Here is a 24,809-nt window from a genome sequence, read left to right on the forward strand (position 1 = left end):
TGTAACGAATAAATAAGGTACACTAGTAACGGATTTTGAATAAATGAACTTCAACTGTTTATTTTGCAAAATTTTAAAATAAAAATATAAAAATTTAATTAATAACTACACGGGAAAATTAAATGAAAACTCAATTACGCAAAACAGCTCTTTCACTTGCTATTGCAGCATGTGTTGGTGTAAGTGGCGCTGCAATGGCTAACGAAACGACCTCTGCAATTAAAGGTCAAGTAATGGGGCCTAACGGCAACCCAGCAGCCGGCACTAAAGTAACAATTTTACACGTACCTTCTGGATCAGTAAAAACAACGGAAGTAAATGACGCTGGTTATTTCACAGCTAAAGGCCTGCGAGTTGGCGGTCCTTATAAAGTAATTGTTGATTCAGATGTATATGCAGACCAAGAATTCAATAACATTATTCTTAATATTGGTAACGACTACCCAGTAAACGTTTCTCTTGAGTCACAATCAAGCATGGAACAAATTGTAGTTTCTGGCGCACCAATCAGCGCAATGTCTGGTGGTACTGGTCCGGCGTCTACATTTACACTTACAGATCTTGAGAACCAACCTGCTATTAACCGTGATTTAAAAGATATTATTCGTATCGACCCGCGTATCACAATAGATGATAGCCGTGGTTCAATTAACTGTGGTGGTGGTAACCCTCGCTACAACAGCTTAACGCTAGACGGCGTTCGTATGAACGATAACTTCGGCTTAAGCTCAAATGGTTACCCGACAATAAATGCTCCATTTTCTTTCGATTCAATTGAACAAGTTTCAGCTGAACTTGCACCATTTGACGTTCAATACGGTGGTTTTACATCGTGTAACATCAATGCTGTAACGAAATCTGGCGGTAATGAATTACATGGCGGTGTATTCTTCGATTACACAAATGACTCTATGCAAGGTGATTCAATTGAAGGCGAAGATTACGATGCAGGTAATTATACAGAAAAGCGCTACGGCTTTAATGTTGGCTTACCATTAATCGAAGACAAACTATTTTTATTTACTTCATATGAAAAACTTGAAGGTGTTCAACAGTTTAACTACGGCGGCCTAACAAGTGGTAGTGTTACTGCTGATGACCTTTCTCGAGTTCAAACTGCCTCACAGTCTCTTTACAACTATGACGCTGGTGGCATGCCATCAAGTTCACCGATTGAAGATGAAAAAATTCTTGTTAAATTAGATTGGAACATCAACGAAAGTCATCGTGCTAACATCATTTATAACTACAACGATGCATTCACAATCTCTCAATCAGATGCTGACAATGATGAGCTTTCATTATCTAACCACTTTTATGAGCAAGGTGCTGAGTTTACATCAATAGTAGCTTCTCTTTATTCTGATTGGTCAGATGACTTCTCTACTGAAGTGCGTATTGGTAAATCTGAACTAGATGCTCGCGTTGAATCTTTGGATGCAGCAAGTAGCTTTGGTGAAATGCAAATCAGTACTGAAAACGGTGGCACAATTTATATTGGTCCAGATGACTCACGTCAATCTAACGATTTGAACTACGATACAACGACTGCTAAATTTGCGGGTACTTATTACCTAGATCAACATACAATAACTGCAGGTTATGAGTATGAAAATCTTGAAGTATTTAATTTATTTGTACAGCATACTGAAGGTGAATGGCGTTTTGATTCTGTAGAAGATTTTGAAAACGGACAAGCTGCACGTGTTTACTACAACAATGCAGCGACTACAAATGATCCAAATGATGTTGCAGCAAGTTTCGAATATGCTCAACACACTTTATACGTCCAAGATGAATATAGCTTTACCGATATTGATGCCAGCTTAACATTTGGCCTTCGCTACGATAAATATACTAGTGATGATAAACCAAATCTTAATGAAAACTATACTGCTCGCTATGGCTTCAGTAACCAGAGTACATTTGATGGTATTGATTTAATCCAACCTCGTGTAGGTTTTCAGTGGTATGCAACAGATGAGCTTGAAGTACGTGCAGGTGCTGGTTTATTCTCAGGTGGTAACCCAAATGTTTGGTTGTCTAACTCTTACTCGAATGACGGTATTACGCAAATTACCTCTCAAATTCGTGGTGTAGATCTATTCAATACACCAAATGTAAACGGTGGAGCTCCAGGTTACGAAGTACCACAGTCTCAATTTGATACTATAGCTGGAACAGAAATTGGATCAGGTGATTCTAATGTAAATGCTGTAGCTTCTGATTTTGAATTACCATCAGAGTGGAAATACTCTTTAGGTGCTACTTACACTACTGAAAATGAGTATGTAATTTCACTTGATTACTTATATTCTAAAAAGAATGATGCGGCTACCTTAGTAGATCTTGGTTTAGTTAATTCTGGTGAAACGACATTTGATGGGCGCCCTCTATACGAAGGTAAAGATGATACTCTAAATCCGGGTGATACTCGCTCACGTGACTACTTACTTACAAATGTGAGCGGTGATAGCGGTGATTCATCAGTTATCTCATTAGGCATTAGTAAACAGTACGATAATGGTGTTAACTTTAGCTTTGGTTACGCATATACAGATTCTGATGATGTGAACCCAATGACGAGTTCGGTTGCTGATTCTAATTACAGTAATTTAGCATTAACAGATCCAGGTAACCCTGGTGTTGCATCATCTGATTACGAAATTCCACATCGTTTTACTATGACTCTTGGTTATAGTCATGAGTTTGTAGATGGTTTTGCTACTCGCTTTAACTTGTTCGGTGAAGCATATAAAGGTTTACCTTACAGCTATGTGTTTAACAATAGCGATAATACGTTTGGTGATACTAATAACTACGGTTTTGGCTCTCGTCAATTGTTATACGTACCACTTGAGAACGATCCTAACGTTGTTTACGACATGAGTGCTGCTGAAATCAATGAATTCAATGATTTCATCGCTTCAGAAGGTCTAGAGCGCGGTGAAATTGCTGGACGTAACTCACAAAATGCAGATTGGTTTGTTAAATTTAACTTTAAGTTAACGCAAGAGCTTCCTGGGTTTATGGAAGGTCACAAAGGTGAAGCATTCTTCGTAATTGATAACCTTACAAACCTGTTAAACGATGACTGGGGCGTACTTAAGAAAGGTTCTTTTGTAGGCAACCGTGTAATTTCAACATCTATTGATGATGATGGCCGCTACGTTTACTCTGGTTTTAACTCTAATAACGTAGGTACAACTACGGAAAATAGTGCATCTGTATGGCAAATGCGTGTAGGTGTTCGTTACACTTTCTAATTTAGAGCTGTAATCTAAAACATCTTTTAAAAGCCCACTTTGGTGGGCTTTTTTATGCCTTTAATTTGTTATTTAACTTTTCAAAAATACTCACTAGCACTTCGTATTCTTCGTTGGTTAAAGTGCTCAGTAATTGTTTTTCCCAATTCAGTGCATCGGGCGTTATATTTTCATATAAGCTTTGCCCTGCTTGGCTCAGCACAAGTAATGCTGCGCGTTTGTCTTGCTCATTTAGCTCACTTCTCACTAAACCTTTATCTATTAAAACTTTTACCGCGCGCGACACTGTCGACTTGTCCATATTTGCTTGCGTGCATAAATCCTTTGCGTTGCTTCGGCCATACTGCGCTAAATTAGCAAGTATTCGCCACTGGGGAATATTTAAACCGTACTTAGTTTGATAAACCTCGGCAAAGTCGTTACTTACACGTGTTGCTACATTCGTTAATTGATAAGGTAAAAACGTTGCTAAATCAATTTTCATTTTTGGTTATCCCAGTTTTGTAAGGTTTACTTTGGTGTTCATTAATATTTACGCAGGTGCATAGTTGCACATTTGATATTAGTCTCACTTGAGAGTATCTTAACTGAAATAAAAAGAATATTAAACTAACCCCCTCTCACAGGAGTCAGTAATGGCAACACAATTAAGTTATATGACAGGTTTTGGGAATGAATTTGAAACACAAGCGCTACCTGGTGCATTACCAATAGGACAATTTAGCCCACAAAAGGTTAAATACAATTTATACACCGAACAATTTAGTTCGACTGCATTTACGGCTCCGCGTGCTTCAAATCGTCGTACTTGGTTTTACCGCCTTCGTCCATCGGTAGTGCAAGGTGATTATCAAGCAATTGATAACGGCTTAATAAGAACAGCCCCAATTACTGAAGCCATAACACCACCAACAATGCTACGTTGGAACCCTATTGATATGCCTTCACAGCCTACTGATTTTATTGATGGGTTAGTAACTATGGCAGCTAATGGCAGTGCCAATGGGCAATCGGGTATTGGCATTCATATATATGTCGCTAATCAGTCAATGCAAGGGCGTTACTTTTGTAATGCCGATGGCGAAATATTGTTCGTCCCTCAGCAAGGTGAGTTATTAATTCACACCGAGTGCGGTAAGTTAAGCATTAAAACAGGTGAAATTGCTGTAATTCCCAGAGGAATTAAGTTCTCTGTTGATTTAATCGACGATACAGCCCGTGGTTATATTTGTGAAAATTACGGCCATGCGTTAGAGCTTGCAGAGCGAGGACCTGTTGGTGCCAATGGTTATGCCAACGACAGAGACTTTCAATATCCCGTTGCTGCCTTTGAAGATAAAGAAGGTGACTTTGAGCTTGTTTCTAAATTTAACGGTAATTTATTCAGCTGTGAAATAAAACACTCACCTTTTGATGTTGTTGCATGGACGGGTAATAGCTCCCCCTATAAATACGACTTATCGCGTTTTAATGTAATGAATACAGTGAGCTTTGATCACCCCGACCCATCTATATTCACTGTGCTAACCTCTCCTTCGGCTACTGAGGGTATGGCAAATGTCGATTTTGTGATATTTCCACCTCGTTGGATGGTAGCCGAAAATACATTCCGCCCGCCGTACTACCACCGCAATATTATGAGCGAATTTATGGGCTTGATTGAGGGTGTATATGATGCAAAAGAGCATGGTTTTGTACCTGGTGGCGCAAGTTTACACAATTGTATGTCGCCACATGGACCTGAAGCCGACGTATTTGAAAAAGCCTCAAACGCTGAGCTTACACCACAAAAATACGAAAACACATTGGCTTTTATGTTTGAGTCGCGCTATATAATTTCACCGACAAAATATGCCCTTGAAGGTAAAGAACGCCAACCAAATTACACCGATTGCTGGCGTACTATAAAAAAACAATTTACAGGTGCAGAGGATTAATTATGAAATTATACAGCTACTTTCGCTCATCAGCGGCTTATAGAGTGCGTATAGCGCTTAACTTAAAAGTAATCGATCATGAACTTGCTATTGTTAACCTTTTAAAATCGGAGCAGCTTGGGGAGGAATACTTAGCAACTAATCCCCAAGGGTTACTACCTGCACTTGAAACCGATAATGGTGTTTTAGCGCAATCGCTTGCAATACTGGAATGGCTTGATGAAACTTATCCGCAATCGCCATTAATTACAGGGACTGCGTGGCAAAAAGCACAAATAAGAAATTTAAGCTTTGCCATTGCCTGCGATATTCATCCTGTTAATAATTTACGCGTGCTGAAGTATTTATCAAGCGAATTAGGTGTTAATGACGAGGCTAAAAATAAGTGGTATCGACATTGGATAGAAGTTGGTTTTGAAAAAATAGAACTGATGCTAAACAAAAATGATGACTACTGTTTTGGTAACCAACCAACACTTGCTGACATTTGTTTAGTGCCGCAAGTATTTAATGCACTTCGTTTTAACGTAAATATGAACGTTTATCCAAAAATTGCAGCCATTTACGAACATTGTAATAAATTAGCTGCATTTAATGATGCTGCACCGCAAAATCAACCCGATGCAAATTAAACTAATTTAGTCTAACTTTGTAGCGCACTATGAATAACCGTAATATGCTCAATTAAATCTAAGCCCAGATCAGTTAAATATCCGCCATCTGGGCTATCTATAATCCCTTTTTCAAATAAACGTTGCGCTGCACTAAGTAAGCTTGGTTCTGCGTCTGAGTGTAATTTAATACCCTGCATTTTACTGTCGCGAGGAAATTTTGCTAATAGTGTGAATTCTTCGATCATTGTTTGATTAAATTGCATTGTGTGCACCTTTTTATTTGAATCTGAGTTGTTCTGTGTGTAACTAAGTTTATAATTAAAATCACTTTGTGTACTTTACACTAGCACGTTTTTTAGCTTAATGTATTATTTTTAACCCACCCTATTTAAAGGCCTCTAATGCGTAACTTTTTAATTCTATGCTTTTGTTTTAGCAGCTTATCGTATTCAATACTTAGTGAAGCAACAACTCTTAAAACCCATTCAATTATTGATGCAAACCAGTTTGTAAATGAAGAATCTAACTGTTGGTACGACAACAAACGCTATAGCGAAGGCGCATTAATACAAATTCACTCATTTACACTTTTGTGCGGTGCTAAAACACCCCAGCACAGTAACAGCCAACTAATTTGGCTTAAAATAGATAAGCAAGGTAATGCTATTTACCCAACAGCTCCTAAAACAATCACTGTGAATTAGCGCTAAAAGCTGATTTGAGCTACAATGCACGCAGTTTAAATAAGTAGTATGGCTATGAATAATCAACCTAAAAACCCTTTACATGGGGTCACGTTAGAACAAATACTTGTTGAGTTAGAACAGCGACTTGGCTGGAGAACACTTGGCGAACAAGTAAAAATTAAATGTTTTACTGATCAACCCAGCATTAAATCGAGTTTAAAGTTTTTGCGTAAAACGCCTTGGGCTCGCGATAAAGTGGAAGCACTTTATATTCACACTATAAATAATAAACCTATTCGTAGACCAAAAAGTGCACCGAGAGAAACACCTTCTCAAGCGCCGGATACAACAGGGTTTGTTTGGCCATCAATTAAAAAATGATGTAAAAAAGGAGCTAATTTAGCTCCTTTTTTGATTGTAACAAGCGCGATTTATTGTTCTTTGCAAATCACTTTTAATGAGGCCGGCTCAACAGTAATAACGAGTTTGTGAGCAGTTTTAATTTCACCATCAAGTACGTATTTAAGCTCACCATCGCCTGTAACCTCGACTCTTTTAGCATTTGTATGGTGCGAGTTTATAGCTAAATGTGTTTGCGTTAAGCTGCTAAACATCAGCTCTGCAATACTCAATACTGTGGTTGAGTTTTCGTCATTTGGTGTTAGCCAATTTACATCAAGAAGCCCGTCACTATGATCTGGCTGCCCACCACCTTGAGCCAATAATGTTGTAAAAGGCGCAGCGTTAGCCACAATAAAGCTATTTGTGCATATTTCTTTGGGCTCATTATCGTCGAGTTTTACATTAAGTAGCTGTGATTTTTGCTCGCCAAAAGCTTCAAAAAAACCATTTAAATAGGCAAGTTGTCCCGATTTATTTTTTGACTCTCTATCTGCTTTTTCAATCATTGATTGCTCAAAACCAATACCCGCTAATAAAAGTACTAATTCATTATTACAATAAGCCGTATCTATTGTGCTTGTTTGACCATCTATAATTAGGTCACAGGCTTGTTCTACTGGAATAAACTTAGAGCTTATACCCATTAATACATGCGCAAGTGCGTTTGCAGTCCCCATTGGGATGATTCCTAGCTTACATTGTGTATTTACAAGTACGCTTGCAACTTCGGCCACTGTACCATCTCCCCCGCATGCGATAATAATATCCGGATTTTGCGCTATTGCTTGTTTAGCAAGCTCAATACCGTTAACGTATTGTGAAGTAGTCAATACTGTTAAATCGTAATAGGCGGATAACCGCGCAACAATTAAATGCTCTTTTTCTTGCCATAATCGCGTACCCGAAACAGGGTTTGCAATTAAAACAGCTTTGTTTTTAATCAGCAACTCGCCTTTTTTATGACGCTTAGCTAAATGACGAAGTTGATGCTTATTTAAGTTTGCGGTTTCGCGGGTTTCTTTTATTTGCGCAAGTACTTCATGTACATCTGCATTTTTGTTTTGGCTCAATAAATAAGCCGCCATTACAAAAACAGACCGCCCACGGCCTAAGGCGCAATGTACAACTACGCGACGATTTTCTTTTATATGGTGATGTATCCAATTAATAGCCTGATTCAGCTGCGAATGTGAAGGGACACTATGATCAAGCACCGGAATATTTAAGTAATTAAAGTTCTCTTGCGTTGAACTCCACTCTAGACCGTCAAACTCGCACGTCACATCCAAAATCGCCGTAATTCCGTTATCTTTTAATGTGTCTATGTCTGAGGGAAATAATCGGCAAGCTAAAAATAGATTTTCGTTTATTTGTTGTATGGGCGGTACTTTGTCATGCTTACGCGACCAGGCATTATAAATTTGCACACCAAATAAAAATGGCACAAACGCCCAACGTATATAAAATGGGATCACTCCATTTTCACGTTTTCTAAATATTTTTGCTGTATTAAAAATATATGCGGTACTCACTAATAAAAGTGACAGCGCAGTCCAATAAAAAACAATAGCAAAGTAAACAGAGTTTACTTCCCAACCAATAAAAATAAGTAGTAATGCTAAAAGTGAATAACCAATTGCAGCCCACATAGTCTCTCCTTTGTGTAAATAATTCCGATTTTCTAATTTTAATTTAAACGGCTTTATGTACTCTTTTGCAAATATCACGCCATATAAACGGCATTTTAAATTCAAATTAAAACCATAAGCTATTGATATATAATATTAATAATAAATAAATTTAAGTGCAATCTGCTCTTTGTGCATTTTTTACAAACATGTGAATAAATTATACTTACACGTCTAAATTTCAAATACTGATCGGTTATTGCTTGTACTAACGTATAAAGCAGCTAACCTAAAAATCAATTAAAATTTTTTGCATCCAAATCACGCCCTCAACCGTTTACTCAATGATAATAAGAAAAACAGGACCCCTATGGATAACGATGATTTACTCCCTCTTTTGTGCGCAACAGCACAAGGTGACAAAAATGCTTTCTCGAGTTTGTACCAGCAAACTAGCGGCAAACTTTTTGCTATTAGTTTAAACATGCTCACAAATAGAGCCCATGCCGAGGAAGCATTACAAGATGCTTTTATAAAAATTTGGCATAACGCATCTGAGTATAATGCTTCAAAAGGCACTGTTATAAGCTGGATGATAAGTATAGTTAGGTATAGAAGTCTCGACTCGCTGCGCTATCACAAAGTACGAAAAGAGCAGTCGTTAGGCGATGACGAATATGAGAATGAAAGCATCGACGTTAATTACGACGAAGAAACAAAACTGGTTAATTGTATCGAACAACTTGAGCCGCAACAAAAACAAGCTATTCACTTAGCTTATTACAAAGGGCTGAGCCATAGCGAGTTAGTGGATCATATCGAAACGCCATTAGGTACAGTTAAAAGCTGGATCAGGCGTGGGCTCATGCAGCTACAAAGGTGTTTAACATTATGAATTATAATAAACCCGAATTATTAGACGCACTTGCTGGGCAGTATGTTCTTGGCACACTTAGAGGACTTGCACGTAAGCGCTTTCAGCGTCTTTTGCTTAGTTCGAACCAAGCACGTGAAGCAACAAGTATGTGGGAGCAAAACCTAAATAACTTAGCGAGTGCTATTACACCGCAAACGCCACATGACGATGTATGGGTAAATATTCTACAGCGCATTGAAAACAGGCCACAAACAAGTAAAACGGTTATACATACTAAGCCATCTATTTGGCGTACATGGTCTTTTGTTGCAACAGCCGCGTGTATTGTTTTAGCCTTTTTAATTATTCAACCTTCTAATAATGTTGTTCAAACGCAACAAATTGCCTTGGTCCAAAATCAAGATAAGCAATCATTATGGTTTATTGATGTTAACGATAAAGGGCTTTCTATCAAAGCCAGTAGCCAATTGGTTGCTCAAACAAATAAAGATTATGAGCTTTGGATGATTTTAAAAGGGCAAGATGCGCCTATTTCATTAGGTTTACTTCCCAAGCAAGGAAGTAAAACATTATTAAAAGATAACCGCTTCAACGCAAGTGATATTGCATTGCTAGCAGTAAGTTTAGAACCTATTGGTGGCTCGCCAAATGGATCACCGACCGAGGTGTTATACACCACAGAGCTAGTACTTTTATAACCTTACTATTACGACTAATATTGGCTGCTTGTATAAAGCAGCCAATCCTCAATTTAAGTTTTTAACAAAATATAAAATTAATTTAACTTTTTTGCATCCAATTTAAATCCTGCCCCGTTATTAGCTATGACTTCAATCAAAACTAAAGGACAAAGTCATGAAAGCTTTAACTCCATCAATACTCGCAGTAGTAATATGTAGTACATTTGTAAGTGCACCAAGTGAAGCATCTAGCCACAGAGAAGCGCCAAATATAAGCCGTTTCCCGACTTTAGATTCAACCGATTTTTATGTATTTAATAGTTACGAGCAAGGTCGTGATGATTTTGTAACATTAATTGCTAACTATATCCCGCTGCAAGATGCATACGGCGGTCCTAATTACTTTGCAATGGACCCAGATGCTACCTACAGCATTCATATAGATAACGACGGCGATGCTGTTGAAGATATTACATTTGCGTTTAACTTTAAAAGCATGCTTCCTAATGATAACCAAGGTGTGCAATTAACAGTTGGACCTGAAGGTAATCAACGCACCGTGTCTGTACCGCTTAAAAATGTAGGCGGTGTATCTGCCGGTGATGACAGCGCTGCAAATTTTAGCGAATCATACACAATGAGCATGATTAGCGGCGCGCAGCGTACTGGCGAAACAACGGTATTAAATAACACTGCATCAAACTCAAGCTCATTTTCTAAACCGCTTGATTATGTAGGTGATAAAACATTTGGATCGATGAGTGATTATCAAACTTATGCAGATCAATTTGTTTATCAGGTTTCAATTCCTAACTGTGAGAGCATGGCACAAGTTTTTGTAGGACAGCGTAAAGACCCGTTTGTAGTTAACCTAGGTAAAACATTTGATTTAGTTAACTATGTACCTGTAGAAGGTGATAGCGCCCCTGGTGCTGGTGACGGCGGTGGTTTTCCAGGTGGTATAACGCAATCAGCTGATAATGACGACCTTGCAGATAAAAACGTAACATCAATCGCTATCGAAATACCTAAAAGCTGTATTGTCGGTGAAGGTAACGGCGTAATAGGTTCGTGGACAACAGCAAGCTTACCTCAAGCACGTGTATTAAACCCCAATGCTAAATTTGCTAATAATGCGGTAAACGGTGGTGCATTAACTCAGGTTTCACGCCTAGGTAGCCCGCTTGTAAATGAGCTTGTAATTGGCATTAAAGACAAAGACACATTTTCTACTGCGCACCCTAAAGACGATGCACAATTTTTAGATTATGTATCTCACCCAGCACTACCAGAGTTATTAAATATTTTGTTTAAAGATGCTGTTAATACCACTCTTGGCGCAAACTTAGAAACTTTGGCACCCACTAACTTCCCGCGTACTGATTTAATCACTGCATTTTTAACGGGTTTTGCAGGCGTTAATCAACAAGCAACGGTCACACCTTCAGAAATGCTGCGTTTAAACACAGCCATTGCAGCAACAGCACAAGCTGATCAATCTGCATTTGGTGTAGCTGGCAATGACTTAGCTGGTTTCCCAAATGGTCGTCGCCCGGGTGATGATGTAGTTGATATTGCACTGCGCGTTGTGATGGGTCGCTTATGTCACCCTATTCCTGTAAATGGCGAAGACACTGACTTAGGTCTTTGTACACCAGAGGATGCTAATACGGGTACAGTTCCATTCACTGATGGCGCACCTATTGATGCAACAATGATGGACTCAACATTCCCATACCTTGCAACACCTATTGCAGGATCTAAATAAGGAGTTAACTGATGCGTAATTTAAAAACTACCCATATTTGTGTTCTCCTCAGTGCATTAACATTGGGTGCATGTAGTAGCGATGACGATAAAAAACAACCTACACCGGTTGTAAACACCGCACCTACAGCAAGCGATGCAATGCTAACAACACAAACTGAAGTAAGCATTACCGATATGCTTAACGCAAGCGATAATGATGGCGACTCACTTACTTACTCGTTAACAAGCGAGCCAATGCTCGGTACTGTTAATGTTGACAGTGATGGTAACTTTACTTATACACCTAATAAAGAAGCAACAGGTTCAGATAGCTTTATGTTTGGTGTAAGTGATGGCGTTAATTCGCAAGTTACTGCAACAGTAAGTATTACAATTGAGGCGCTGCAAGTTGACTTTGCTCAATTTGCAACCGATGCATTTAATCAAGCGCCAAATGCAGAGCCGTTAACTGTTAATGGTCGGGTGTTTACAAACACTGATACCGATGTTGATGGATTAATTTCTACAAGCGGTAACTAACCAAGTCATTAAGCTGACAGGCCACGGATGGCTTTTTTCAAAGGATATTTATAATGCATTTATCAGTACTTAAACCCCTCACTATTATTGCTATTTGCTTAACCTCTTTCGCGGTGAGTGCGGCTCCTTATACTCCAAAAGATGACGCAGTTATTGCCTCAAGCAATTCAACACTTAGTGCCTCTCTCTCTGTTGACGAAATAAATACTTTAGTAAATAATAGCCAATATGCAGGCCAAACAGAGCGCTTACAAGGGCTACTTAAAACCCGCTTAGCTCAGTTATATAACCAAACACCCACGTCTCAAATTGGTTACTTATATGCTCGTGTTTTACAAAAAGAGCACCTTTTTGACGAAGCAATTAACGTTGCCAACAACGTTTTGATTACCGAACCAAAGCACAGTAATAGCCATTTGTTGCTGGCCAATATATTGATGACCCAAGGTGAATTTACAAAAGCAAAACAACACTGTGTTGCCTTGATTGGTCAAGTAAGCACCATTACTGCTAGCACTTGTGTGCTAGACGTACAAAGCCAGCATGAAAGTGTTTTAGACAGCTACCAAACATTAGTTAAAATTATAAACAATAACCAAACTAGTTTAGCTACAAACCATGTTTTAAGTGAAATGAGCTACCGTCTAAGTAACTACAAACAAGCTATGTCTCACTTACAAAGTGTAGATTTAGTTCAAGCCCCTGTGAGCCTTATTGTTTTATGGGCCGATATTCAAATTGCTCTAAATCAACCACAACAAGTATTAAACACATTAAGCGTACTGCTTCCTGATAAAAGTAATTTAGAGGATGCTATTTTGCTAAGACTTTCAATCGCAGAAAAAAAACTAAATAAACGCGATAAAAAATGGCAAAATACAATGGCGCAAAGAGTTACACTACGAGAGCTTCGCAAAGATTCTTTTCATGCAAGTGACTTAGCTAAATATTACCTTGATGTACAACCAAATCGCGAAAAAGCACTTTACTGGGCTCATATTAATTGGCAGCAGGCTAAAATGAGCACCGATGAGCAATTACTTATTCAAGCAAAAGCGATGCAACGAGATACACTATGAAAACGCCTTATCTATTTATACTCACTTTAATGCTGTGCATTTTTTCAACTTACAGCTTTGCCCATCAACTAAGTACAAGTTATATAACCTTAAATAGCGAGAACAATAACGACACCAACAAAAACCAATACACGGGTACTTGGCAAATTAATATAGCCGACTTAGAGCACGCAGTGCCTCTGGATTTAGATAAAAACGGGCAAATTTCGTGGGCAGAAATAAAAGCAAAACGCAGCTCAATTAATAACTTCATTGAAGAAAATTTAAATATCACGCAAAACGCGCAATCATGCCTTTTAAAAAGTGAAGGTATCTATCAGCTAGATAACCATTTTAACCAGCCTTATTTGGTTATTCCGCTGCTGTTTAGCTGCAATGATAGTGAAACAATCTCTCTTTCGTATTCTGCTTTTTTTAATACCGATGCCAATCATAAATCCATCGTAAATATAAACGGTGTATCTCGTGTATTTAATATCAACGAGGCACAACAAACGTTCAGCTTTGAGCAAACAAGTTATTTAAGTACGTTTAATCAATACGTGTATCAGGGTGTTTTACATATTTGGATTGGTATTGATCATATTTTATTTTTAATCGCCCTGTTACTTACCTGTGTTTTAAAACGCAGCGATAAAGCATGGCAAGGTATTAGCTCTAAAAAACAAATTATTAAACACACAGCATGGATAGTAACCGCGTTTACACTTGCGCACTCTATTACGCTTACCGCAACAGCTATGAGCTTAGTCTCACCAAATAGCCGCTGGGTAGAGCTTGGAATTGCTATATCGGTTTTATTTGCAGCATTAAATAATGTGTGGCCGTTGGTACTTCGTTTAGGTTGGCTTACTTTTGCTTTTGGTTTACTACATGGGATGGGATTTGCGAGCGTACTTGGCGAACTTGGCTTGTCGAGCGACTATCAACTGCTTAGTATATTGGCGTTTAATTTAGGCGTCGAAATCGGCCAACTTAGTATCTTACTAGTAGCCTTACCAATACTCATTTATGTACGACACTACACTTGGTATAAAAAGTGGTTAATGCCAATGGGCTCCGTTGCTATCGCAATCATTGCACTTCAGTGGTCAATCGAGCGCTTTTAAATAGACTAAAATAAAAAAGCTAGCCAAATATTGGCTAGCTTACTTTTTAGTTTATCTACTTTGCGCTTTACTATGCTTTATCAAATGGCATCAGTAATGTTTTCATCGCAGGGCGAAGCGCTATTAACACTGTTTTTTCGGTTAGCTCAGGGTAGAGTAACTTTCTAAGTAATAACCCTGCCATCATCGAAAAAATAACATTAATTCGACTTTCAAGTTCAAGCTCATCAATGTCTTTGAGCGCACTTCGCTCGCTTGTTAAAAGCTGTCTCATGCGCCCGCGTGCTTGAGTATCCATATCACGTAGCAATGAAGCTACTTTAACATTTCGACCTGCTTCAGCCATCATATCTAAGTCAACTACACATGCCCCTGTGTCCATGTGCCTTTGAACACCAATGTTTAAGCCATCTAAAAGAGCTGCTAAAACATCACCAGGGTGATCTTCAAACTGTTGGAAGATAGAAAACATTTCTTCCATGTCTTTTTCAATAATGCTTTCTATAATTGCTTCTTTACTTTCAAAGTAATTATAAATATGGCCCGCACTCATCCCTGCCGTTTTAGATATTTCAGCCATGCCTGCACCGTGGTAACCTTTTCGGCGAAAACACTCTGCAGCCGCTGTTAGTATTTGTTCGCGCCTAGCTTGCGCTATAGCGGGATCTGTTTGCCTTTTTGCTTTAGGCTTCATGTTCAACTCCACTACCAAGTCATAAACTCAGTAAAGCAAGAGCTATAAATAGTCTCGCTATATAAATATGTAATGCGGCTTTAAAAGCCGCAAATATTATTTCTCTTCCTGAGCTGTTTCACTGGTTACGTTCCATCCGCCACCAAGCGCTTTGTACAAATTAATTTGGCTTGCAAGATACGCTTGCTGACCCGAAATTAACTGTTGCTGCGCGCCGTACCACGTACGCTGAGCATCAAGTACTTGCAAGTAGCTATCTGCGCCTTTTTCGTAACGCATTTTTGATAAATCAAACGTGATTTGTCGGCTACTTATAAGCATATCAAGCGCACTTAGTTGCTCTTGGTAACCTTCTCTATCAGCAAGTGCATCGGCAACTTCGCGAAACGCATTTTGAATTTTTTGCTGGTACGTTGCCACCGCAATTGCTTGATCGGCTTTTGCCACATCAAGATTTGCTTGGTTACGTCCCATATTAAAAATAGGTAAGCTAATTGTCGGCACAAAACTCCATGTCCCTGAGCCTGAATCAAATAAGCCACTTAAGTCACTTGAAGCAGTGCCGGCATTGGCCGTTAAGCTAATGCTTGGATAAAACGCCGCACGTGCAATGCCAATATTGGCATTTGCAGCAAGCATTAAATGCTCAGCGGCTTTAATATCAGGGCGTTGCGATAGCAGATCAGACGGTAAACCAACTGGCACTTCTGGCATGCTGATCAAATTAGTTAGGTCTTTGTTAGGCAGCAAATCGGCTGAAACAGATTTCCCTACTAATAAATCTAGGGCACTTTTATCACGCTTTAACAAACGCTTATATGTTGCTATATCTACTTTTGCTGTAGCTACTGTGCTTTTAAGCTGCTCAAGGGTAATTGAAGACGTAGCCCCCAAATCAAAGCTTTTTTGCGTAAGCGATAATGACTCTTGCTGAGAGGTTAGCGTTTCTTTTGCCAGCTCTAGCAGTTGTAAGTCCGTCGCGTAGCTAAGCCACGCATTTGCAAGCTCAGAAATTAAAGACACCTGCGTACTGTATTGACTAAGCTCTGTAGAGTATAAATTTTGGAGTGCTTGCGCTGATTGGTTGCGCACTTTGCCCCAAATATCTAACTCGTAAGAGGTAATACCTACTGTTGCACTGTACTGCGAGCTAATAGCTGCATCGCCAGTACCCGACAAATCAGCCGGTAAACGCTGGCGCGTACCAGAAGCATTTAAATCAAGTGACGGATACAAAGCAGAATCTTCGATTTGATACAAACCACGAACACGCTGCACATTAAGCACTGCAATTTGCATATCTTTATTATGCTCAAGGCTTTGCGTAATTAAGGTTTGTAGTTTTTCATCATTAAAAAACTGCTGCCAATTTAATTGCTGCGCAGCGCTTTGCTCAGTACCTGATGCATAAGCATCAGATACTGGTAGAGCAAGGTCTTTTTGCTCTGGCGCTAATTGACAACCACTTAGCACCAATAAAGCAATTGCACTTAGGCTGAATGTTTTAATGCTCATTCTGCGCTCTCCTTTGTTGTCTCGTTAGTTTTACCAGGGAATACACGGCGAACTAACACAAAGAACAACGGTACAAATACAACAACTAATATTGATGATGCGAGTGTGCCGCCAATAATCGAAATACCTAACGCATTTTGTGCGCCAGAACCTGCACTTGAGGCAATAGCAAGTGGTAAAACACCACAAATAAAGGCCATCGAAGTCATGAGTATTGGACGTAATCGTAAGCGTACAGCTGCAATAGCCGCATCAACTAAGCCAAGCCCATCATCCATTTTATGAATCGCAAACTCTACAATCAGTATCGCATTTTTAGATGCCAAACCAATGGTGGTCAACAAGCCAACCTGCAAGTAAATATCGTTAGATAAGCCACCGCCTAGCGCTGCCATAATTGCACCAAATATACCCAGTGGCACAATCATCATTACCGCAAACGGTACCGACCAACTTTCATAAAGTGCAGCTAAACATAAAAATACAAACAATAGCGATAAGCCATATAGTAAAGGTGCTTGACCACTACTTGAGCGCTCTTGGAATGAAATACCGGTCCACTCAGACGAAATACCATTAGGTAATTGTTTTACTAAGCGTTCCATTTCATCCATTGCTTGGCCTGTACTGTAACCCGGCGCTGCGCTACCTTGAATTTCCATTGCTGAAAAACCATTGTAACGCTCTAAACGTGGCGAACCATACGTCCAGTAAGCACTAGCGAACGCTGAAAACGGCACCATATCGCCATTATCATTGCGCACATACCACTTATTTAGATCCTCAGGCACCATGCGCGATTGTGCATCACCTTGCATATACACTTTTTTAACTCGACCACGGTCAATAAAGTCATTCACATAACTACTACCCCATGCTGTCGAAAGTGTACTGTTAATATCGTTTTGCGACACACCAAGCGCTTCGGCTTTTGCCAAATCTGTATCAAGTTGTAGTTCTGGCATATCTTCTTGTCCATTTGGACGTACGCCCGCTAAAATTGGACTTTGGCTTGCTAAACCTAATAACTGATTTCGTGCCGCCAAAAGTGCGTCATGGCCAAGGCCTACACGGTCTTGTAAGAAAATATTGAAGCCATTAGCAGTACCCAGTTCAACAATTGCAGGTGGCGGGAATGCAAACACAAACGCTTCTTTTATCGTTGAAAAGTAGCCCATCGCTTTACCTGCAACACCTTGAACAGATAACTCGTCACGTTGACGCTCATCCCAATGTTTAAGGTTAACAAAGGCAATTGCTGAGTTTTGGCCAGAGCCTGCAAAACTAAAACCAGTAACGGTAAAAATACCATTCACAGCTTCAGATTGATCGTTTAAAAAGTGATTTTCTACCTTTTTAACAACCTCAAGCGTTTGCTGTGTTGTAGAGCCTGCTGGCAGTGAAACTTGGTTAAACAAAATACCTTGGTCTTCGTCAGGTAAAAATGCCGTTGGCAAGCTTGAGAATACATAAACCATACCGCCCACAATCACACCATAAATAAGTAAGTAGCGTTTAGAGTGCGTAAGCATACGGCCTACAAAGCTTTGTGCACCTGAATTTGTTTTATCAAAACCACGGTTAAAGCCTGTAAAAAATCGGCCAAATAACGTCTCATTGTTATGTACATGGCTTGGTTTTAAAAGCGTTGCACACAATGCAGGCGTTAAAATAAGAGCAACTAAAACAGATAACCCCATCGCCGATACCAGTGTTATAGAAAACTGACGATAAATAATACCGGTAGAGCCACTAAAGAATGCCATTGGGATAAATACCGCAGAAAGCACCATGGCAATACCTACCAGCGCGCCTTTAATTTCATCCATCGATTTACGCGTAGCTTCAAGTGCCGAGAGTTTTTCCTCGGTCATTAAGCGCTCAACGTTTTCTACAACAACGATTGCGTCATCTACCAATAAGCCTATGGCAAGTACCATTGCAAACATCGTTAGCGTATTTATTGAATAACCAAAGGTGTACAAAATACCAAACGTACCTAGTAAAACCACTGGCACTGCTATTGTTGGTATAAGTGTTGCCCTAAAGTTTTGTAGGAACAAATACATAACTACAAAAACAAGTACAACAGCTTCAATTAAGGTGTGAATAACTTTTTCGATAGATAACGATACAAACGGCGTTGTGTCGTAAGGTATAACAGCATCTAACCCTTCAGGGAAAAACGGTTTTAGCTCTTCAATTGCTTTTTTAACTCCAGCGGCAGTATCAAGTGCGTTAGCACCACTGGCTAATTTAATACCTAATCCTGATGCCGGTTGTCCATCGTAACGAGCAACAACGCGGTAGCTTTCACCGCCAAGCTCTACTCTAGCAACGTCCTCTAGACGTACAAAAGAGCCATCTGGATTGGTTTTAACCAATATTTGTTCAAATTGCTCTGGCGTTTGTAATCGACTTTGAGCCGTTACTGTTGCATTAAGTTGCTGACCATCAACGGCAGGCATACCGCCAAGTTGACCAGCAGATACTTGTGCATTTTGCGCACTAATTGATGCACTAATATCAGCGGGTGTAAGCTTATAATTTTGTAACTTTGAAGGGTCTAACCAAATACGCATCGCGTACTGAGAACCAAACAGCTGCACTTCACCTACGCCTTCAACACGTGAGACAATATCTTGCACGTTTGATGAAACATAATCGCCAATATCAATATTGGTCATGCTGCCATCTTTAGACACAAAAGCATAAACCATTAAAAAGTTACGCGCTGACTTTGCCACTACAACACCTTGCCTTTGAACGGCTTCTGGTAATAGTGGAGTCGCTGTCGCTAGTTTATTTTGCACTTGGACTTGTGCAATATCAGGGTCTGTTTCAGCGCTAAACGAAAGTGTAAGCGTAGCAGAACCACTCGACTCAGACGTAGATGACATATAAAGCAGGCCATCAAGTCCTTTCATTTTTTGCTCAATAACTTGCGTTACCGTATCTTCAAGTGTACGTGCAGATGCACCAGGGTACGTTGCAGTAATACTCACTGCAGGTGGTGCAATTGAAGGATACTGCGAAATAGGTAAACTCCTAATCGCCAAAATACCTGCAAGCATCACTACAATAGCGAGTACCCAAGCAAATATCGGTCTATCGATAAAAAATCGTGACATTAAAACTCTCCGTTATTGCGCTTGATCGGCTTTAGCAGACGATTGAATTTCAGATGGATTCACTGGTGCACCAGGGCGGATTTTTTGTAAACCTTCAACTATTAACTTATCGCCATCCAGTAAGCCATCAGTAACAAGCCAATCAGAACCAATCGTTCTATCTACTTTTAATACGCGGCTTTCTACTGTGTTGTCTTTGCTGACAACCATTGCTGTTGGTTCGCCTTTTGAATTACGGCTAACACCACGTTGCGGAGCTAAAATAGCACCCGCCTTAACACCTTCCACAATAGAAGCTCGGGCATACATGCCTGGCAGTAATAATTTTTCTGGGTTTGAAAATTTAGCACGTAGTATTACTGAGCCAGTACTTGGATCAACTGTCACTTCAGAAAACTGCAATGTGCCTTTATGAGGATAAACAGAGCCATCTTCCATAATAAGTTCAACGTCAGTTTGGCTAGTCGAATCAACACTTAGAGCACCTGATGATATTGCTTTTTTAAGTTTGGTAAGCTCATTACTTGATTGTGTTAAATCGATATAAATTGGATCTAACTGAGTCACTGTAGCAAGTGCAGTACTTTGGTTAGCACTAACTAGTGCACCTACAGTTACGCTTGATTTACTAATTTGACCACTAATTGGTGACGACACATGGCTGTAATCAAGGTTAATTTGCGCCGATTTTAACTGCGCTTTAGCCGTTAATAATTCTGCTTTTGCTTGTTTGTATGCAGCATCTGCTTCATCAAAGTCTTGCTGACTTACCGCTTTTATTTTTAAAAGCTCGCTAAAACGAGATGCTTTAGCTTTACTACTTGAAATACTCGCCTGAGCACGTGCAACACTTGCTTCACTTGCTGCTAAGTCTGCTTCAAATGTCGCAGGGTCTATTTGATACAGAGCCTGGCCTTGTTTAACCTCTTTACCTTCAACAAATAAACGAGATTGCACAATACCACTTACTTGTGGGCGAATTTCAGCAATTTGAAATGCACTGATACGACCAGGAAGTTCTTTTTTGAGAGTAAGCGCTTGGCTTTTTAATGTAAGTACACCCACTGGTACAGCTTTAGGAGCTGAAGCTTGTGACTGCTCAGCAGCCTGATCGCAACCAGTTAAAGCAACAGAACCGACGAGGGCTGACAATACAAATAAAGCGATGCGGGAACGCTGCATGTTAAATACCTTTTAGTTTAGAGTGAACGATCATTCTAAATTAAAACGCGCTGATAATGAATCTTAATTAGAAGAAATTTACACAAACTTACACTCCTCAGTACAATATACGTCTTAGGTTGCATTTAATGTTAATTAGATGAAAATAGAATCAAGACTGTATGAAAATAAAACAACTTAACATATTGAAATAATATCTCATTTTAGAAACGAAGTTTTTAACAGACACAAAAAAGCCAAGCAAATACAGCTTGGCTATTTATATAAAAACTAAAGCGCACACCTTATTTTAAAGGATATTAGCACTCTGCGGGTTAATAACCCTTGAAACTAACAACTGCTCTACCCTAATTCCTTCTACATCAACAACTTCAAACTTAAAGCCTGAAAAAGTTAAATGCTCCGCGCGTTTAGGTATTCGCTTCATATTGTAAATTAAAAAGCCAGCGACCGTTTCATAGTGCATCTGATCAGGAAATTCTTCTATATCAAGTACTTTTGCTAAATCGGTAATTGGGGTTAAGCCATCTACAAGCCATGAATTTTTATCGCGTTCTATGATTAATTCGTCGCCTTGATGAGTAATTAAATCACCCATAAACCCTTTCATTAAATCTTTTACCGTTACAATACCCACCGAAAGCGCATATTCGTTTACGACAACAGCAAATGGTTTTGCTGCGCTTTTAAACGCATTTAAAGCTTCTGATAGGCTTAATGTTTCGGGTAAGTAAAAAACATCTTTATCAATGAGATCATCGTTTATATTGGCAGCTTCGCCCTTTAGTACTTGTCGTAAAATATCTTTAGATTCAACAGAGCCATGCAACTTATCTAAATTTCCTGACACAACTAAAAAGTGGTTATGAGGATGGTCAATAATTTTAGTCGCAATATCATGGCTAGATTCGTTTAAATCAAAATATACAATTTGGTCGCGTGGCGTCATTACGCTTGATAAAAATCGCGCTTCTAGATCAAACACATTGCCAATGAGTTCATACTCTTGCTTTTGCAAACTACCGTATGCAGCACCTGCTTCCATCATGGCAACAATGTCCTCTGTTGTCACATTGTCTTCTCGCTCAGCGGGCACTTTAAATAAGCGCAGCACAAAGTTAGTTACCCCATTAAAAAACATCACCAGCGGGGTTAATGCAAAGGTAACCCAGCGCATTATTGTAACCACTCTAACAGCGACCGCTTCAGGCATGATCATCGCTAAACGCTTTGGCATTAAATCGGCGAATAATATAAATAAGGATGTAATAGTAAAAAACGAGAATAAAAAGCTAATTTTTTCTAAATGCGCACCTTGATAAAACAATACCAACACACTTTCAACATAAGGCGATAAGGCCTGCTCACCCACAATACCACCCAATATCGCTATCGCATTGAGCGCTATTTGGATCATGGCAAAAAAAGCCCCTGGATTTTCTTGTAGCTTTAGTACCGCTGCTGCCTTTATATTCCCTTCATCTGCCATTACTCGCAGTTTTATTTTACGCGACGCTGCAATTGCTATTTCTGACATAGCAAACAACGCACTGATCAAGATCAATAAGCTAATCCCGATTAAATCACCCATTTAACGCTCCAATAAGTTAGCGCTTTTTTAAACAAAAAGCAGCTGGATTATAATCGGTTTTTTAAACGCAGCAATTTATATTTACGAAATATATTTAAGCTATTAATTTTCAATTGGTTGAGAGGTAAAACAGCAAATTTAAAGTGCTTAAATTTTATTAAAGGCGACTTTTAATTGAGAAACTAAAGCCGGATCCATATTTATATTACAGGCAAAAAATAACGGAGACTGAGTTGTATTTAAATTAAGTAATGGTTCGAGTAACTCAAGCTTAGGCTCTGTTTTAACTCGGTAGTTAAATTGCTTTTTGTTGAGGATAACAAAATCAAGTATATGGTGACGAGTGCTTATGAGTTTATCTATTTTATCTAGGCTATCGATGAGTAATAAATGCTTGTTCTCACTAAAGCCCCTCTCAAGCAAATAGTGATGACTAAAGTTATCACGCAGTACTGCTATTTTATATTTTTTAGCATCATTGAGAGTATTTAACTTTATACCTCTGGACTTTAGACCATAGATGGCAGAATCAAAGCTTTCCAGTTCACCCACCCAGTTAAACTTACTTTCTCTATTAGGTAATCGAACAATTGAAAATATACAGGTATTTTTATCGCGTAGCGCTGCATTGTAGGATATGGCCCAACTATGCGCCAATATAGTGTAGTTTATACCTGTACCTTCTAGCGCTTTATGAACTTTATCGACAGAGCGGCCAACGAGTTTATTATCTTCATTAATATACTGAAAGTCCGGAAATACTTCCGTTACTATTGTGATTTCAGTTGCATCAACTTTAATACAGCTAATGAACAATAAAAAGATCAATAATTTCATTTAGCAAGGCCTCAACTAACTCATTATAAGTATTTAATAAATATAGCTGAGGCTTTATGAACTGCTAGTTTTTAGTCATGTAATGCACACTTATACGCTGATAGTGCTAGTATTTATAGCTCATACAGCTTACTTGTTCATCGCACTAATTAAAAAGGCTGAAATTTTAGCGCCTTCTCTAAGTGTCGTTTCAGAGCTTGATTGGCCCACTAAAGAGCTGTCGGTAAATGGCGCTATTTCCATCATATCCGCACCCGTAATCGGAAACTCATCCGCAATGGCTGATAAAATATCAAGCGCATGCTGTGGTGTTAAACCATTATGTTCTGGCGTACCTGTGGCAGATGCAAACTCTGCATCAAGCGCATCAATATCAAAGCTTACGTATACTTCATCAACGTTATCAGCTTTTAACTGTGCAATAGCGTCGGCAGCAACCGCTGCTGCGCCGCGCTCAATGATTTCATGTGCCCAATGTTGCTTAACGCCAAAGGTACTTTCCCAGTGTGCTTTAGGCTTGCCACTTGAGCGTATACCAAATTGTATTAAATGATGTGGCGCTGGTAAAAACTCTAAAATATGTGTACACCAAGAGCCAAAACATAAATCTATGCCTAGGCGCTCAACAAGTAAATCTGTATGCGCGTCAAAGTGAATAATAGCGGTACGCTTACCTTGCTCACGTTTTGCTTTTAAGTACGCTTTGGTAAGTGGGTAACTAATTGAGTGATCGCCACCAATACCAAATATCCCTTTATCTTTAAATGTTGCGTAAAAGCTGTCGCATACATCCTCTGTGATTGATAACGGACTTACGTAATAGTCGTTATCTTCATTACCGTATAGGGCTTTTTGGCAATTAGAAATGGTTGCATCATTTAGGTATTTATCATGAAGTAAATGTGGGATCACACGTACATCGCCTAAATCAAACGAGTGACACTGCGGTTGCTGATCAATTAAAGCTGAGCGCACAAACAGTGGCCCCCAGTTTGCTCCGCGTAAAATACCACCGCCACAGTCTGAGCTGATACCTAACATAACGGCTTTATGTGGAGAATTTGGTAATTCATTTAAAGACTCGCGCCACAAATTATCAACGTTTTCAGTTTGTCCATAAAGTTTATTACGCAGTGCGGCTTTGCGCTCTTTTGCAGTATTTACTGTGTATACGCCATCACCCGGTGCGCACAAACAGTGCTCAACTTTGTTTTTAAATGCTTCAAATTGTGTGCTCATAATAAACTCCTTCGATTTTTATTCTGTACGTAGCTAATTACTTTTGATTAGTT

At 39.2% G+C, this 24,809-nt stretch carries 21 protein-coding genes; 11 read left to right on the top strand and 10 right to left on the bottom strand.

All coding sequences use genetic code 11. From position 1 onward, the window contains the following. Positions 1-122: 122 nt before the first annotated feature. Positions 123-3,266: a TonB-dependent receptor gene (locus tag I6F43_RS01630; protein WP_197100632.1), complete on the top strand. Its 3,144-nt coding sequence runs from the start codon at positions 123-125 to the stop codon at positions 3,264-3,266. A 52-nt stretch (positions 3,267-3,318) separates the two neighbouring features. Here the strand turns inward: I6F43_RS01630 and I6F43_RS01635 are convergent, their stop codons facing one another. Further along, positions 3,319-3,750 (bottom strand): MarR family winged helix-turn-helix transcriptional regulator, encoded by a 432-nt coding sequence (locus I6F43_RS01635; RefSeq protein WP_197100634.1) that lies wholly within the window; start codon positions 3,748-3,750, stop codon positions 3,319-3,321. A gap of 151 nt (positions 3,751-3,901) precedes the next feature. Between I6F43_RS01635 and hmgA the strand changes: the two genes are divergently transcribed. Both hmgA and maiA read left to right on the top strand, forming a co-directional pair. Next, entirely contained in the window at positions 3,902-5,203 is a 1,302-nt protein-coding gene (hmgA, locus tag I6F43_RS01640) for a homogentisate 1,2-dioxygenase (RefSeq protein ID WP_197100635.1), read from the top strand. 2 nt (positions 5,204-5,205) lie between these two features. Beyond that, positions 5,206-5,835 carry a maleylacetoacetate isomerase gene (gene maiA / locus I6F43_RS01645; RefSeq protein ID WP_197100637.1) on the top strand — a complete coding sequence of 210 codons (630 nt, stop codon included), beginning with the start codon at positions 5,206-5,208 and terminating at the stop codon, positions 5,833-5,835. 11 nt (positions 5,836-5,846) lie between these two features. Here the strand turns inward: maiA and I6F43_RS01650 are convergent, their stop codons facing one another. Next, complete coding sequence (locus tag I6F43_RS01650) at positions 5,847-6,080, bottom strand: TIGR02647 family protein (protein WP_007582405.1); 234 nt, start codon at positions 6,078-6,080, stop codon at positions 5,847-5,849. A gap of 138 nt (positions 6,081-6,218) precedes the next feature. Here I6F43_RS01650 and I6F43_RS01655 point away from each other — a divergent pair, with 138 nt between their 5' ends. Continuing rightward, the gene (locus I6F43_RS01655) at positions 6,219-6,521 is read left to right on the top strand and encodes a DUF1496 domain-containing protein (RefSeq protein ID WP_008134362.1); all 303 of its coding nucleotides are present in this window, start codon (positions 6,219-6,221) and stop codon (positions 6,519-6,521) included. A gap of 54 nt (positions 6,522-6,575) precedes the next feature. Then, positions 6,576-6,884, top strand: coding sequence for a VF530 family DNA-binding protein (locus I6F43_RS01660; protein ID WP_165735918.1), 309 nt, complete (start codon positions 6,576-6,578; stop codon positions 6,882-6,884). Between the two features lie 50 nt (positions 6,885-6,934). Here I6F43_RS01660 and I6F43_RS01665 read toward each other — a convergent pair whose 3' ends face one another. After that, positions 6,935-8,554 (bottom strand): diacylglycerol kinase family protein, encoded by a 1,620-nt coding sequence (locus I6F43_RS01665; RefSeq protein WP_197100639.1) that lies wholly within the window; start codon positions 8,552-8,554, stop codon positions 6,935-6,937. A gap of 349 nt (positions 8,555-8,903) precedes the next feature. On the opposite strand from I6F43_RS01665, the gene I6F43_RS01670 reads away from it, so the two are divergent. The 6 genes from I6F43_RS01670 to I6F43_RS01695 all read left to right on the top strand — a co-directional run bounded on the left by I6F43_RS01670 (position 8,904) and on the right by I6F43_RS01695 (position 14,567). Next, on the top strand, positions 8,904-9,428 hold the full coding sequence (locus I6F43_RS01670) for a sigma-70 family RNA polymerase sigma factor (protein ID WP_197100641.1): 525 nt from the start codon (positions 8,904-8,906) through the stop codon (positions 9,426-9,428). Next, positions 9,425-10,108 carry an anti-sigma factor gene (locus tag I6F43_RS01675; protein WP_197100643.1) on the top strand — a complete coding sequence of 228 codons (684 nt, stop codon included), beginning with the start codon at positions 9,425-9,427 and terminating at the stop codon, positions 10,106-10,108. Before I6F43_RS01670 ends, I6F43_RS01675 begins: the two co-directional genes overlap by 4 nt. Before the next feature lie 157 nt (positions 10,109-10,265). Then, the gene (locus I6F43_RS01680; protein WP_197100645.1) at positions 10,266-11,858 is read left to right on the top strand and encodes a DUF4331 domain-containing protein; all 1,593 of its coding nucleotides are present in this window, start codon (positions 10,266-10,268) and stop codon (positions 11,856-11,858) included. An 11-nt stretch (positions 11,859-11,869) separates the two neighbouring features. Then, a complete protein-coding gene (locus tag I6F43_RS01685; RefSeq protein ID WP_024600513.1) occupies positions 11,870-12,379 on the top strand; it encodes an Ig-like domain-containing protein in 510 nt (169 codons plus the stop codon). A 53-nt stretch (positions 12,380-12,432) separates the two neighbouring features. Beyond that, the gene (locus I6F43_RS01690) at positions 12,433-13,458 is read left to right on the top strand and encodes a hypothetical protein (protein WP_197100647.1); all 1,026 of its coding nucleotides are present in this window, start codon (positions 12,433-12,435) and stop codon (positions 13,456-13,458) included. Next, the gene (locus I6F43_RS01695; protein WP_197100649.1) at positions 13,455-14,567 is read left to right on the top strand and encodes a HupE/UreJ family protein; all 1,113 of its coding nucleotides are present in this window, start codon (positions 13,455-13,457) and stop codon (positions 14,565-14,567) included. The genes I6F43_RS01690 and I6F43_RS01695 overlap by 4 nt, the downstream gene beginning before the upstream one ends. Positions 14,568-14,637: 70 nt before the next feature. On the opposite strand, the gene I6F43_RS01700 is transcribed toward I6F43_RS01695, so the two are convergent. The 7 genes from I6F43_RS01700 to I6F43_RS01730 all read right to left on the bottom strand — a co-directional run bounded on the left by I6F43_RS01700 (position 14,638) and on the right by I6F43_RS01730 (position 24,756). Continuing rightward, complete coding sequence (locus tag I6F43_RS01700) at positions 14,638-15,261, bottom strand: TetR/AcrR family transcriptional regulator (protein WP_024600516.1); 624 nt, start codon at positions 15,259-15,261, stop codon at positions 14,638-14,640. Positions 15,262-15,357: 96 nt separating this feature from the next. Continuing rightward, positions 15,358-16,776 carry an efflux transporter outer membrane subunit gene (locus I6F43_RS01705; RefSeq protein WP_197100651.1) on the bottom strand — a complete coding sequence of 473 codons (1,419 nt, stop codon included), beginning with the start codon at positions 16,774-16,776 and terminating at the stop codon, positions 15,358-15,360. After that, entirely contained in the window at positions 16,773-19,907 is a 3,135-nt protein-coding gene (locus I6F43_RS01710) for an efflux RND transporter permease subunit (RefSeq protein WP_007582390.1), read from the bottom strand. The genes I6F43_RS01705 and I6F43_RS01710 overlap by 4 nt, the downstream gene beginning before the upstream one ends. Positions 19,908-19,919: 12 nt before the next feature. Then, positions 19,920-21,089, bottom strand: coding sequence for an efflux RND transporter periplasmic adaptor subunit (locus I6F43_RS01715; protein ID WP_024593129.1), 1,170 nt, complete (start codon positions 21,087-21,089; stop codon positions 19,920-19,922). A 289-nt stretch (positions 21,090-21,378) separates the two neighbouring features. Continuing rightward, positions 21,379-22,680 carry a hemolysin family protein gene (locus I6F43_RS01720; protein ID WP_007582388.1) on the bottom strand — a complete coding sequence of 434 codons (1,302 nt, stop codon included), beginning with the start codon at positions 22,678-22,680 and terminating at the stop codon, positions 21,379-21,381. A 147-nt stretch (positions 22,681-22,827) separates the two neighbouring features. Further along, positions 22,828-23,517 carry a transporter substrate-binding domain-containing protein gene (locus tag I6F43_RS01725; RefSeq protein ID WP_197100652.1) on the bottom strand — a complete coding sequence of 230 codons (690 nt, stop codon included), beginning with the start codon at positions 23,515-23,517 and terminating at the stop codon, positions 22,828-22,830. Positions 23,518-23,646: 129 nt separating this feature from the next. Beyond that, positions 23,647-24,756, bottom strand: a complete 1,110-nt coding sequence (locus I6F43_RS01730) for an arginase family protein (RefSeq protein WP_007582386.1) — start codon at positions 24,754-24,756, stop codon at positions 23,647-23,649. Positions 24,757-24,809 lie beyond the last annotated feature (53 nt).

The organism is Pseudoalteromonas sp. NZS71_1 (genome assembly GCF_015864305.1).
GTDB classification, from domain to species: domain Bacteria; phylum Pseudomonadota; class Gammaproteobacteria; order Enterobacterales; family Alteromonadaceae; genus Pseudoalteromonas; species Pseudoalteromonas arctica.